Source organism: Mycobacterium sp. NGS62 (genome assembly GCF_059812285.1).
In genome coordinates, this window is sequence record NZ_JCALCK010000001.1 from 833,382 (window position 1) to 847,333 (window position 13,952).

At 67.0% G+C, this 13,952-nt stretch carries 4 protein-coding genes and 2 pseudogenes; 2 read left to right on the forward strand and 4 right to left on the reverse strand.

Annotated elements, in window-relative coordinates:
- The first annotated feature begins 85 nt into the window (after positions 1–85).
- Positions 86–559, forward strand: a complete 474-nt coding sequence (gene bcp / locus AC5Y49_RS03885; RefSeq protein WP_499884438.1) for a thioredoxin-dependent thiol peroxidase — start codon at positions 86–88, stop codon at positions 557–559.
- Here the strand turns inward: bcp and AC5Y49_RS03890 are convergent.
- The 4 genes and pseudogenes from AC5Y49_RS03890 to AC5Y49_RS03905 all read right to left on the reverse strand — a co-directional run.
- Positions 534–1,885: pseudogene (locus AC5Y49_RS03890) on the reverse strand (dipeptidase); the annotation flags it as partial. The gene bcp and the pseudogene AC5Y49_RS03890 overlap by 26 nt on opposite strands.
- Before the next feature lie 102 nt (positions 1,886–1,987).
- A complete protein-coding gene (acpS, locus tag AC5Y49_RS03895; RefSeq protein WP_499884439.1) occupies positions 1,988–2,377 on the reverse strand; it encodes a holo-ACP synthase AcpS in 390 nt (129 codons plus the stop codon).
- A gap of 11 nt (positions 2,378–2,388) precedes the next feature.
- Positions 2,389–11,604 carry a fatty acid synthase subunit beta domain-containing protein gene (locus AC5Y49_RS03900; protein ID WP_499884440.1) on the reverse strand — a complete coding sequence of 3,072 codons (9,216 nt, stop codon included), beginning with the start codon at positions 11,602–11,604 and terminating at the stop codon, positions 2,389–2,391.
- Between the two features lie 493 nt (positions 11,605–12,097).
- Positions 12,098–12,820 carry a glycoside hydrolase domain-containing protein gene (locus AC5Y49_RS03905; RefSeq protein WP_499884441.1) on the reverse strand — a complete coding sequence of 241 codons (723 nt, stop codon included), beginning with the start codon at positions 12,818–12,820 and terminating at the stop codon, positions 12,098–12,100.
- 274 nt (positions 12,821–13,094) lie between these two features.
- Here AC5Y49_RS03905 and AC5Y49_RS03910 point away from each other — a divergent pair.
- Positions 13,095–13,949 (forward strand): annotated as a pseudogene (locus tag AC5Y49_RS03910) (serine/threonine-protein kinase); the annotation flags it as partial.
- Positions 13,950–13,952: the final 3 nt, after the last annotated feature.

Sequence of the window (13,952 nt, forward strand, 5' to 3'; positions counted from 1 at the left end):
CGAAGCCGGGCGCAGCGGGTCGCCACGCGGTGACCCGAGCAGCCGGCGCCGACGTCGATGCGCTGGTGAAAAGAAAGGGATCGCGTTGACCGACACCGCACGCCTGCAGCCCGGCGACCAAGCGCCCGCCTTCAGCCTGCCCGACGCCGACGGCAATACGGTGTCGCTGGCCGACTACAAGGGCCGTCGCGTCGTCGTCTACTTCTATCCGGCGGCGTCGACCCCCGGCTGCACCAAACAGGCCTGCGACTTCCGCGACAATCTGCGGGAGCTCAACAGCGCGGGACTCGACGTCGTCGGCATCTCCCCCGACAAGCCGGCCAAGCTGGCCAAGTTCCGCGACGCCGAGGGGTTGACGTTTCCGTTGTTGTCCGATCCCGACCGCGAGGTCTTGAGCGCCTGGGGCGCCTACGGCGAGAAGAAGATGTACGGCAAGACCGTCCAAGGTGTCATCCGCTCGACGTTCGTCGTCGACGAGAAGGGCAAGATCGCCGTCGCGCAGTACAACGTGAAGGCCACCGGCCACGTAGCCAAGCTGCGCCGCGACCTATCGGTGTAGATCGCCCAGTGCGGCCAGTAGCAGCGCTTCGCTGGTCGCGGCCCGCTCCAGCACCCCGAGGTGCAGGCTCTCGTTGACGCTGTGCGCCTGTGTGGCCGGGTCTTCGACGCCGGTGACCAGGATCGTCGCCTTCGGGAAGGCGGCGGCGAACTCGGCGATGAACGGAATCGAGCCGCCCATTCCCATCTCGACCGGTTCGGCGCCCCATGCCTGGCGGAATGCCGCGCGTGCGACGTCATAGACCGGCCCGTCCGCATCGACGACATAAGGCTGGCCGACATCGCCGGGGGTGACGGTCACCTGAGCGCCCCACGGCGCATGCTGTTCCAGGTGCGTGCTTAGCGCGTCGAGGTGCGCGGCGGCGTCACCGCCGGGGGCGACCCGCATGCTGACTTTGGCCCGAGCGCGCGGGATCAGGGTATTCGACGACGCCGCAACGGTTGTGGTGTCGATGCCGATTACCGTGATCGCCGGTTTGGCCCACAGCCGGTGTGGCACCGAACCGGATCCGATTTCGGTCACACCATCCAGCAAGCCGGTTTCGGCGCGTACTCGCTCGGTGGGATAATCGACTGCGGCCGCAGTACTTTCGTGCAGTCCGGACACGGCGACATTTCCGTCGTCGTCATGCAGACTGGCCAACAGGCGCACCAGCACGCTTAGCGCGTCGGGAACCACACCGCCCCACAGCCCAGAGTGCAGCCCGTGGTCGAGGGTGGCGACTTCGACCACGCAGTCGGCGAGCCCGCGCAGCGACACCGTCAACGACGGGACGTCAGTGCTCCAGTTGTCCGAGTCGGCGATCACGATCACGTCAGCGGCCAATACGTCGCGGTGGTCGGCCAGCAGCCGCCCCAGCGACGGCGAACCCGACTCTTCTTCGCCTTCGACGAACACCGTCACTCCAACTGGCGGGTTGCCGTCGTGCGCCCGAAATGCCGCCAAATGTGTTGCGATGCCTGCTTTGTCGTCGGCGCTGCCGCGTCCGTAGAGTCGGCCATCGCGTTCGGTCGGCTCGAACGGCGGCGATACCCACTGGGCGGGATCACCCTCGGGCTGGACGTCGTGGTGGGCGTACAGCAGCACGGTGGGTGCTCCCGGCGGCGGCGGGTGCCGGGCGATGACGGCAGGTGCACCGTCGGCGCTGACGATCTGCACATCGCCAAAACTGGCCTGCGACAGCAAGTCCGCGACAGCTTGCGCGCTGCGGTGGACCTCGCTGCGCCGCGCCGGGTCGGCCCACACCGACTCGATGCGCATCAGGTTCTCCAGGTCACGGCGCACCGACGGCAGGACGGCGCGGACCTGTTCGACCAGTTCGCTCATAGCCTCGAGGCTAGTGCGCGGCCAGCGAGTCGCGAGCGTGCGCAGTTGTACGCGCTTCTTCGGCGTGTCGTGTACAAACACGCACGCTCGCGCCCAGGACTACTAAGCCTCCAGGATCGCTACCGCGGCGGCGGTGTCGCCTTCGTGGGTCAGCGACACGTGGATCGTCACCTCGGCCAAGTGTTTGGCGATGGCCCCGGTCAGCCGCACTCGGGGTCGCCCCCACATGTCGGTGACCACCTCGATGTCGCGGTGGATACCTTCCGGCAGCACCGGCCGCTGGGAGAACCGCGAGCCCGACCACGCCTTGATCACCGCCTCCTTGGCGGCCCAGCGTGCGGCTAAGTGCCGCGCCGCCGAGGAGCTCTTGTCGGAGGCGTCGCGCCGCTCACCCGGTGTGAACGTCTCGGCGAACACCGTGCCGGGCTGGTCGACCTGGTCGGCGAACTCCGGAATGGACACCACGTCGATCCCCACTCCGACGATGCTCATAGGCGCCGAGGCTATCGGATGTAGATGTCGTCATCGCCCAGGCGGGCCGCCGCGTCGAGCAGCATCGCCGCCTCCTGCCGCTTCTCGGACACCGCGTGGTCGAAGCGACGGTCGGCGGGCCGCTCATACATCGGCGGGCCACCGGCGATCGCCGACGCCAGTCGGCGCTGGCCGGCCAATACCCGAGCGTCAGCGCGCTGCTGATACTCCACACGCTGCTCGGGGCTCAACGCCGCCAGGAAAGCCTGCGGGTGCACCAGCGCGATCACACCCGACACATGCCCGAATCCGAGGCTGGTCACCAGGCCAGCCTTGAGCGGGAACTTTTCGCCGAGCCGCAAGGTGTCTCGCACCCACACGAAGTGCGCGGCGCCGGCCAACTCGTCGTCGACGCAATCCAGGCTGCGGTTGGGCGGAATGACCCCGTCACGCAGGATCTGGCACAACCCCATCATCTGGAAGACCGCCGCGCCACCCTTGGCGTGTCCGGTCAGGCTCTTCTGCGACACGATGAACAGCGGTGCCCCGTCGGACCGTCCGAGCGAATCAGCAAGCCGCTCATGCAGTTCCGTTTCGTTGGGGTCGTTGGCCAGTGTCGAGGTGTCGTGCTTGGAGATCACCGCGATGTCATCGGCGCCGACGCCCAGTTTGGCCAACGAACGGGCCAGCAGCGAATCCTTGCCGCCACGCCCGGCGCCCAGCGCGCCGAGCCCTGGTGCCGGAATCGAGGTGTGCACCCCGTCCCCGAACGACTGCGCGTAACCGACCACGGCCAGCACAGGCAGCCCCATCTTGACCGCGAGATCGCCACGGGACAGCAGGATCGTGCCGCCGCCCTGGGCTTCCACGAAGCCCAGCCGGCGCCGATCGTTCGGCCGGGAGAACTTCGCGTCGCTGATGCCCCGGCCGCGCATCATGCCGGTGTCGGCGGTGGCCGCCATGTCGCCGAACCCCATGATTGCTTCCAGCGTCAGATCGTCGAACCCGCCGGCGACGACCAATTCGGCTTTGCCCAGCCGGATCTTGTCGACACCCTCCTCGACCGACACCGCCGCGGTCGCGCACGCGCCGACGGGGTGGATCATCGAGCCGTAGCTGCCGACGTAGGACTGGATCACATGGGCTGCAACAACATTCGGCAATACCTCTTGCAGAATGTCATTCGGCTTGTTGCGGCCCAACAGATTACCGTGGTACATCGTCTGCATGGACGTCATGCCGCCCATCCCGGTGCCCTGAGTGCTGGCCACCAGTGTCGGGTGCACGTAACGCATCAGCTCGGCCGGGGTGAACCCGGCAGACAGAAACGCGTCGACTGTGGCCACGATGTTCCACAACGCCACCCGGTCGATCGACGTCGCCATGTCGGGGCTGATGCCCCACACCGTCGGGTCGAAGCCGGTCGGGATCTGCGCACCAACCGTCCGGGACAACTTGGTCTTGCGTGGCACCCGAATTTCGGTGCCCGCCTTGCGGATCACCTCCCAGTCGGAGGAGTCGGGCACCGGCCGGATGACGGTGTGGTCTGGGTCGAACTGGACGAACGCGCGAGCGTCGGCCTCGCTGGACACCACGAACGCGAAGTCCTTATCCAAGAACACGCTCACCAACAGCGGTGAGGCGTGGTCAGGGTCGATCGCGCCGTCGTCAACGAACTCGCGGATCCCGACCCGTTCCACCACGGTGTCGTGGTAGCGCTCGACGAGTTCAGCTTCATCGACGAGATCACCGGATTCGGTGTCATACCAACCCGGTTGCGGATCGTCTTCCCAACGGATCAGTCCGGTGGTCCAGGCCAGTTCCAGCACTCCGGCCGCCGACAGTTCGTTTTCGACCTCCATCTCGAACCGGGTGCGCGACGAACCGTACGGGCCGAGCTCGGCGCCACCGACGACCACCACCAGGTCGGCCGGGTCGACGTCGAGGTCGTGCCATTCCGGAGGCGGCGCCGGGCGGTAGCCGCGCGGCGGTGATGGCAGCGCGGCGATGGTGCCCTCGGGCGTGGTGTCGTCGGCCGTGGCGTCGGTGGCTGTCTCTTCGCGAGCTTTGGCGGCCAGTTCGGCCATGTCCAGTTCGACGTCCCCGAGACCGCCGGTCAGGTCCACCTTCATCGGCGACTGGGCGGCAGCGGCCTTGGACTCGACGTCGCAGAGCCCCAGCAGCATGCCGGCCATCTGGTCGGTGGAATACGTTGTCACGCCGGCCTCTTCGACGGCGCTGACGATGGCGTCGTTGTGGCCCATCAAACCGGTGCCGCGGGTCCAGCCGATCAGCGCATGCGCCAAGCTGACTCGCTGCGCCCACGACGATTCGGCGTGCCAACGAGTGACGACGGCGTCCAGCGCGGACTTCGCTTCGCCGTACGCGCCGTCACCACCGAACATGCCGCGGTTCGGTGAGCCGGGCAGCACCACGTGCAGCCGTGACGCGATGTCCCGGTCGGCGCCGATGCTCGACAGGCCACCGATGAGCCGCTGCACGGCCCACAGCAGCACCTTCATCTCCATCTCAGCGCGCGACCCGGCCTCCGACAGGTCACCGGCGACGCGGGGTGCCGCGAACGGGAACAGCAATGTCGGGGTTTGTGCGTCTTTGATGTGAATCGACTGCGGCCCAAGGCTTTCGGTTTGCTCGGTGCCAATCCAATCGACCAGCGCGTCGATGTCCGAGTAGGAGGCCATGTTGGCGGCCACCACCCACAGGGCAGCGCCGTAGCGGGCGTGGTCGCGATACAGCTGGCGGTAGAAAGCCAGCCGTTCGTCGTCCAGCCGCGATGTGGTCGCGATGACGGTAGCGCCGCCGTCGAGCAACCGTCCAACCACCGATGCGGCGATCGAGCCCTTCGAGGCGCCAGTGACCACGGCAACCTCGTTGCTGTAGCGACCCTTATCGGGATTCTCCGCGCCGCCGGCGATCCGCCCATACAGCGTGGCGTGCAGCTGACGTCCGGCGGCCAGCGACTTGCCCTGCCACCAGGTGGCCTGAGTTGCCACGACATGCCCGGCGCCTTCGAACCTTTCGGACAGCCGGGTCCAGTCGGCATCGATTTCGTCCTCATCGGCCAGCCACAGCTTGACCAAATCCTCACGTGCGCTGGCCCAGCGGTCGTCGAAGACGACGGCTTTCTTGGCGTCGAATACCGGCGCCACCAACCGCGGCCAGTCGGAACCCAGTTCGGCGGTGACCAGATCGATGAGTTCGGCGTCGGTAGCGGCCGCGGGCGCGCTGACCGGGTCGTCGAGGCCCAACTGACCGAGCACCAGACGGGCCGCCGACGCCAGCACGCCGTCGCGGCCGGTGATCTGGTCGGTGAATTCGCTCAGCGCAGCCGCGTCGACTGTCGCGCCACCGCCGGCACCGGAGGATGGCAGCGCCACTGCAACTCCTTGCCGCGCAGCCACCGCGGCGACCGCGGCGTCGATGACCTTGTCGACGGACGCGGCGTCAGCCAACGCGCCCTCATGCAGGTCGCCCAGCGCGCCGCCGCGGACACTGGTTCCCTCGCGGGTGCCCAGCGCGACCTCCACTGTGACGTGCTTGACCCAACCGTCGCCGAGTTCCCAGGTCTTTTTCACCCGCTCGCCGATCGCGGCCGGCCGCTTGCCCGACGGGCCGAACGCCGTGCGTAGCTGGTCGTTGATCGCGTCGGAAAGCACTGGCCCGTAAGGCTTGTAGGTGCGGGCCAGCTTCGTGACCTGTGATCGCAGCCCGGCCAGGTCGGCGTCGGCGGCGCCGTCGATGGCGCCCAGGTTCAGCTCCGAGCCCAGGTCGACCAGCAGCTGGTTACGTCGTGAGGACGCACCGTCGGTGATCGACTCGATGGAGTCGAGCGCTTCGATCTGGTCCATGCGCATCTTGGCTGACAGCGCGATCAGCGTCAGTGTGGCGTCCGCGGCATCGAACGAGAGGTCGTCGGGCCGCGGGCCACTCGAGGTCGCGGGCGCTGGGGCGGCGGGAACGGGCGTCGCCTCTGCGGTCACCGGTGCGGCCACCTCGGAATCCGCAACCGCCTCGTCCGCTTCTTCCGGCTCGGGGTCGGTGTCGGTGGCGAACAGCACCGGGGCGTCGCGCTCGGCGTTGAGCACTTCCACTGTGCTGTGGGCAAATTCGGGCAGCTTGAGGGTGTTGGTGGCCAATCCGGCGACGGTCGGCGAAGATTTCACCCCGATTTCGACGAACCGCTCTACACCCAGACCGCCGGCCGCCTCTTCGGTGAACAGCAGGTCCTGCGTTTCGATCCAGCGCACCGGGCTGGCGAACTGCCAGGCCAGCAACTCGATGAAGATCGTGCGCATCATCTCGCTGGGCCGCTCGGACCGCCAGACGTCGTAGTCGGCGAGGATCTCGTCCAGCGGCTCGGCGGGCACCAGATCCCGGATCTCCTGAATGAAGTCGCGGTCCAGGGTGAACGGCCGCGGCACCAGGTTGGGGATGTAGCGCCCGACGATCAGGTCGGGATCCTTGTCGCGCGGCAGCAGCCGCTCCAACGACCGGCGGAATTCGGCCACACCGACTCGCAACACACGCGAGTGGAACGGCACGTCGATGCCCGGCACCAGAATGAACGAGCGCTTGCCGCCGGTGATCTCGCGGCGCCGCTCCACTTCGGCTTCCAACGCTTCGAGACCACGCACCGTGCCGGCGATCGCGTACTGCGAGCCGCGCAGGTTGAAGTTGACGATCTCAAGAAACTCACCAGTATTCGCCGCAATGTCGGCGACGAACCCAGGCACGTCGGCGTCGGGCAGATCGATCTGCGACGGGCGGATGGCGGCCAGCCGGTAGTTGGAGCGGCCCAACTCATCACGCGGCACGATGTCGTGCATCTTCGAGCCGCGGTGGAACACGGCCTCCAGCAGCGCGTCGAGTTCAAACACGCCACTGACGCAGGCCAGCGCGGTGTACTCCCCGACCGAGTGGCCGCACGCGATGGCGTCTTCGACAAATGCGCCCTGCTCACGCATCTCGGCAACCTGGGCGGCTGCCACCGTCGCCATCGCCACCTGAGTGAACTGCGTCAGGAACAGCACGCCGTCGGGATGTTGGTAGTGCACGGCGTTGGCAATGATGCTGGTCGGGTTGTCGCGGACCAGGTGCAGCACCGAGAAGCCCAGCGTGTCACGGGTGAACCTGTCGGCCTCGTCCCACACCTTGCGGGCGGCCTTGGATCGGGCCCGGACGTCCATGCCCATGCCCTTGTGCTGAATACCCTGGCCGGGGAACGCATAGACCGTCTTGGGCGCGGCCAGCCGGGCCGTCGCCGACATGACGAGATCCGGACCAATCTTTGCACTGACCTCCACAACCTCTGCACCCTGGTCGATTCCGACCCGGTCGACCCGGAAGTCCACCTCGTCGCCCGGGCGCACCATGCCCAGGAAACGCGCGGTCCAGCCGATCAGCCGGGCCGGTGGCCGGGCCTGCCCGTCGGTAGCGGTCACCACGTGCTGCGCCGCGGCCGAGAGCCACATGCCATGCACGATCGGCGATTCCAGGCCCGCCAACAACGCGGCGGCCCGGTCGGTATGAATCGGGTTGTGGTCACCGGAGACCACCGCGAATGGCCGCATGTCGACCGGCGAACTCAGCGCGACGTCGCGGCGACGGCGCCGCGGGGTGTCGGTGGCGTTGTCGGAGACCGCGCCACCGGCCCGCTGCGGGTCGGTCAGCTCGACCGCTCCGGTGCGGCCGCGGATCGCGAACCGCTCCTCGAGTTTCGCCAGCACCGTGCCGTCTGAACTCGCGACAGTCACCGAGACCGGAACCACCCGACCGACCTCGGTGTCGGTGGCCGCTGAAGCCGTTGCAGTAACGGTTAATTCGGCCGGAACGGTGGGCAGCTGCCCGACCAAATGCGCGGCATGATCCAAATGCACCAGACTCAGCAGACCCTCCACCACCGGCACCCCGGTGTCGGTAACGGCCGAGCCGATGGTGGAAAACACCGCGGGCCAGCAACTGCCGACCAGTGCGTCGGGCACGGTGGTCAACCCGGGCGCCAGCGGCTCGCCGAAGGTGGCGGTGACGCCGGTGTGGTCGGCCACTCGCTCGGGGTCCCAGCCCACGGTGACGGTGGCCGTCCTGTCCTGCACCGGCGGCAGCGCGTCGGGCCCGTCGACCCCCGCGGCGATGGCCAGCACCGACCGCATCGCGCTCGCCGCATCGTCGGTCTCGACCACCGGGGTGCCGCCGTCGACGGTGGCGGCCGGCAAGGTGAACCGGATGTCAATCCAAGTGCCAGATAACGGCACGCTCAGCACGACCTGATCACCGTCGGTGTGCAGCCGCGCTCCGGTGGAGGAATGTGTGGCAGTGCGGTTTTCGTGCACCTGCCATTCGCCCGGATCGGCGATACGGTGCACCGGGTTGGTGGCAGCGCGGCCTGCCCACAGCACGTCGGGGGCGTCGAGCACAACAGCCAACGGCCCACTCACATCGGCGCGGCCCTGGCGGCGCGCGGTCACCGACTCCGGTTGCCCGTTAGCCGAGACCAGCTCGTCGATGGCGGCCTGCTCGAAGCGGTCCAGCAATTCGCCGACCGGCTCGTCGAGCCGGGTGATACCGGCCACCGCGGCGGTGCCCGGGATGATGCAGACCTGGTCGGCGTCGTAGCGGGCATCGTGTGCCTGCCACAGCGAATCGCTGCGCCACCAACGCCGTACGTCCTTGTCGATGACCGGCACGAAGTTGACCGGCTTGCCCAGCGTCTTGCACAACGTGACGAAGAACGACACGTCGGCCGGGTGCAGTTGGACGGTCTCGGCGTCGGGGTAGCTCGAAAGAAGAACGGCGATGGCCTCGTTGGGGTTTTCCAGGAGCCGATCGTTGTTGAACGAAGTCTCGATGGGGCCGTAGTCCTGCGTGTGGAGGCGGGCTTCGGCTCGTTGCAGCATCTGTGCGAAACGGTCACGCCAAGTGTCGGCCAGCCACGGACTGCCCGGCGACGCGGTGTCGGCGGTCGAATCGCCGTCGCCGATCGCCAATTCGACGTAACGCTGCAGCCACTGCAGATACGTCATCTCGGCGACGTCACCGAAGTACGGCTTGGCGGTGTTGGCCATCGCGGCGATGAGCTCGTCGCGGCGGGCGGCCACCGCTTCGGCGTCTCCGGCGACCTCGTCGAGCAGTCGGCCGCACCGCGAGGCGGTGTTGTCGATCTCGTGGATGTCCGCGCCGAGCTGGCTACGGCTGGACGCCATGCCGCCCTGCGCTTTTCCGGCGCTGATCCACTGGTCGGTGCCCTGCGTCTCGACCAGCATCCGCTTGACCGACGGCGAGGTGGTCGACTCCTTGGTCGCCATCGCAGCAGTACCGACCAGGATGCCGTCGACCGGCATCAACGGGAAGCCGTAGGACTCGGCCCAGTGCCCGGTCAGGTATTCGGCTGCCCGCTCGGGGGTGCCGATCCCGCCGCCCACACAGACGGTGATGTTGGGCCGCGACCGCAGCTCGGAGTAGGTGGTCAACAGTAGGTCGTCGAGGTCTTCCCAGGAGTGGTGACCGCCCGCGCGGCCGCCCTCGATGTGCATGATCACCGGCTTGGTCGACACCTCGGTGGCGATGCGGATCACGGAGCGGATCTGCTCGACGGTGCCCGGCTTGAACACCACGTGAGTGATCCCGATTTCGTTGAGCTCGTCGATCAGTTCGACGGCTTCTTCCAGTTCGGGAATGCCGGCACTGACGACCAGTCCGTCGATCGGTGCGCCGGACTGACGGGCCTTCTGTACCAACCGCTTTCCGCCGACCTGCAGCTTCCACAGATACGGGTCGAGAAACAGCGCGTTGAACTGGAACGTGCGGCCCGGCTCCAAGAGGCCGGTGAGCTCCTCGATGCGGTCGTCGAAGATCGGTTCGGTGACCTGGCCACCGCCGGCCAGCTCGGCCCAGTGCCCCGCGTTGGCGGCAGCAGCGACGATCTTGGCGTCGACGGTGGTCGGTGTCATACCCGCCAGCAGGATCGGCGAGCGGCCGGTCAGCCGGGTGAACTTCGTTGAGAGCTTGACTCGCCCGTCGGGCAGGCTGACCACCGAAGGCGCGTAGCTCGACCAAGCCCTCGCCACCTCGGGGACGGCGCCGACCGTGAACAGATTGCGTTGACCCCCGCGGGTGGCCGCGGGCACGATCCCGATGCCCAGGCCGCGGATGACCGGGGCGGTCAAGCGGGTCAAGATGTCGCCCGGCCCCAAGTCGAGAATCCAGCGAGCCCCGGCGTCGTGGATCGAAGCGACCTCCTCCACCCAGTCGACGGGCTTCACCAACACGGACTCGGCCATGGCGCGGGCCAAGTCGACATTCAGGCCTACTTTTTCGGCCCAGTCGGCGACAATGTCGATGCCATCAGCCAGCCGCGGCGTGTGGAAACCCACCTCGACCTGCACCGGCTCGAAGACGGGGGCGAAGACGTCGCCGCCGCGAATCTTGTTCTTGCGGTCGGCTTCCTCTTTCTCCGAGATCTGCTTGCAATACAGCTCGAACCGTGACAGCTGCTCGGGAGTCCCGGTGATGACGACGGCGCGCCGGCCGTTGCGGATGGACAGCACCGGCGGCAGCACGGTCCGGACGTCTCGGGTGAACTCTTCGAGCAACCGCTGGATGCGGTCGGGATCAGCATTGGACACCGACACCATCGGCGAGCGGTCCCCCAGCGCCGAGATGCCGCGCCGGCGAGCTACCAACGTGCCGGCCGCACCGATCAACTGCGCCAGCGCCAGCAGTTCGATATCACGTGCACCCGCGGTCTTCAGCGCCTCAACCGCCAGCACGCCTTGCGAGTGTCCGGCCAGCGCCACTGGCGGATTGCCGGACAGGTCCAGGCCCTGGCGCGCCAGCGTGCGCACGGCGGCAATCTGGCTGAGCAGCACGCCGGGCAGCGAGACTGCCGCCGAGGTCAGATGCTTGGCGGAAGGAATCGGATCTTCGGCGGCCAGCGCGCGGACCCAACGCAGCGGTTCAAAGCCGATCGGACGCACCACCACCAGCTCATCGGCGACCGGTTCGAGTAGCAGATGCGCCTCGCCGACCAGCGTCGTCAACTCCGACTCGATACCGGCCGAGGACACCAGCTCTTCCAGGCTCTCCAGCCAGGCGCTGCCCTGGCCGCCGAACGCGACGGCAAAGGGCTCGCCGGCGGTCAGACGATCGACGAGAGCATGAGCGCCCTGCGTGGCCTGCGCGGTCATCTTGTCGCGGTCGGCGGACACCCGGTCATGCTCGTGGATCGTCACGTTGCCAATCTCCCTGTAATGCTCGTATCGCTGCGGTGTCAGAGCGGCGCTGCCCTGGGTGTCGTTGAGTCCCCGTCGGAATCCCCGGCCCTACTCGACTGACTCGCCCATCACCGGGGCGCCGAAATCGAGCGTCGGCTGCAATAAGAGTGTCATAAGAACCGGTGCGTTTTCCTGTGCCGATCGGTTACTAGCGAGTTCTACGCGCGGGTAATGGTTACGTGGGTAACACGCCGTCGAACCGCGCCCGGAAGCGTCCGGACCAAACCTGCTGCATGCAGGTGGTTACGGTCGAGTAGGCACAACAGTGCAGATCACGGCAGTATTGTTATTAAATCGTTATGCGCAAAATCTGAGCTGCGGCGTCGGCTTGTGACTGCGCCGGTTGTCTGGTCGTCTGGCGATCAGCGGAACCCGAGAGCGCGGCGGAAGTTTGCTGGAACTTACCCGCGAGTCAGCTTTGCCCACAGTGTTGCGGCGCCAGTGACCAGGCTCAGTTCCACTGCCCGAATTGCGGCTTGACGATGTTGTTGATGTCCACCCCGACGCCGCCGACGCTGCGCTTGTCGATCTCGACCTGATGGAGGTTGGCGGCCGGATGGGTGAAGCCTTTCGGCGAGCCCCAATTGTGCTGCCAGAAATACGAGCCCAGGCCGTCCTGCAGGGCCCAGTCGATCGTTTTGGAGTTGGCATAGACGCCGACGCGCTGGCGGCCGAGCACGGATTCCCAGCCGCGCAGATACGGTGCGACCTGCTGTTTGTACTGTTCATAGGACGGGTCGTCGTCGATTGAGGCGTAGATCGGAGCGCCCACCGGCCCCCCGGCGGCGGTGTGCAACTGCCATCCACGCTTGGCATGAGTGACGCCGGCGTTTTGGCCGCCCAGCCAGTCGGCGGTGTCCTGCTTGCCGTACTGGTAGCACGACACGATCTTCAGACCGCCCTGGTAGAGGTCACGTGCCTCGGGCAGCTGAATCGGCTTGCCCAGCATCCAGGCGCCTCCGGGCCGGCGATCCGAGACGTAGCGGATGGCCCCGGCCGCACCGGCGGCCTTGATGTCGCTGGCCGGGATGACCCCGGCCGCATAGTCGAGCAGGATGCCCAGCGGGCTCGCCGAGGCGACGGCGGCGCACACTGCGGAGCCGCCGGCGCCCAAACCGAGCAGAGCCGGCGTCGCGGCCGCGTATTTGAGCACGTCGCGCCGAGATATTGACACGAGTCACAGAGTACGACAAATGCATCATTAACCACACTGACGCCACGGGTCACAGCTGTATCTGGGTGTCGGTGAGCGTGTGGCCGTCGGATTCGCTGCCAGCCTGGGTTTAACCCGCCGGCGGCGGGTATACAACAGCGGTTGCGGGGGCGGCGCGCCGCTTAGGAACCTTTTCTGGACGGCTTCGGAACTGTTCCTTGGGGGTCGAGGTCACGAGGCGTGCACCAACGGCCGATACCAGCGCATGGTGCTGTCCCCTACCTGCAGACAGCGGATGGAGAGCACGCCAACTGATGGAAATCTGCCCGTGGCGTTAACGAATGGCGCAACGGCTGCTGGATTCCGGATTATCCGGCTGATTGGCACCGGCGGAATGGGTGAGGTCTACCTGGCCGAGCACCCGAGGTTACCGCGCCGGGAAGCACTCAAGGTTCTGGCGGCAGACGTATCGGCTGACCCCGAGTTCCGCGAGCGGTTCAACCGAGAATCCGACTTGGCGGCGACACTGTGGCACCCACACATCGTGGGCCTGCATGACCGGGGCGAGTCCGACGGTCGGCTGTGGATTTCGATGGACTACGTCGACGGCGCCGACACCGCTCGACTGTTGCGCGACAGCTATCCGACCGGGATGCCGCCTAGCGAGGTTGTCGAGATCATTTGCGCGATCGGCGAGGCTCTCGACTATGCCCACAGTCACGGGTTGTGCCACCGGGATGTCAAACCGGGCAACATTCTTCTGAGCCGGCCCAAATGTGGGAAACGACGAATACTGCTGGCGGATTTCGGTGTCGCGCGTCGCCTCGACGACATCAGCGGATTGACGCAGACGGACACCACTGTCGGCACTGTCAGCTACGCCGCACCCGAGCAGCTGATGGGCCATCCAATGGATGAGCGGGCCGACCAATATGCATTGGCCGCGACAGCGTTTCACCTGTTGACCGGGTCGCCACCGTTCCAAAGCAGCAACCCGGCCGTAATGATCGGCAAGCACCTCAACGAGCCACCGCCGCGGATGAGTGAGATCAGGCCGGAGCTCGCCGGTTTCGACGCCGCCCTTTTCCGCGCCCTCGCCAAGAACCCCGCCGACAGATTCCCGCGTTGTCAGGACTTCGCCAACGCGCTCGAT

Coding starts and splice junctions, on each gene's coding strand:
- acpS (WP_499884439.1), bottom strand. CDS start 2,377: ATGAGCATCGTCGGAGTGGGGATCGACGTGGTGTCCATTCCGGAGTTC.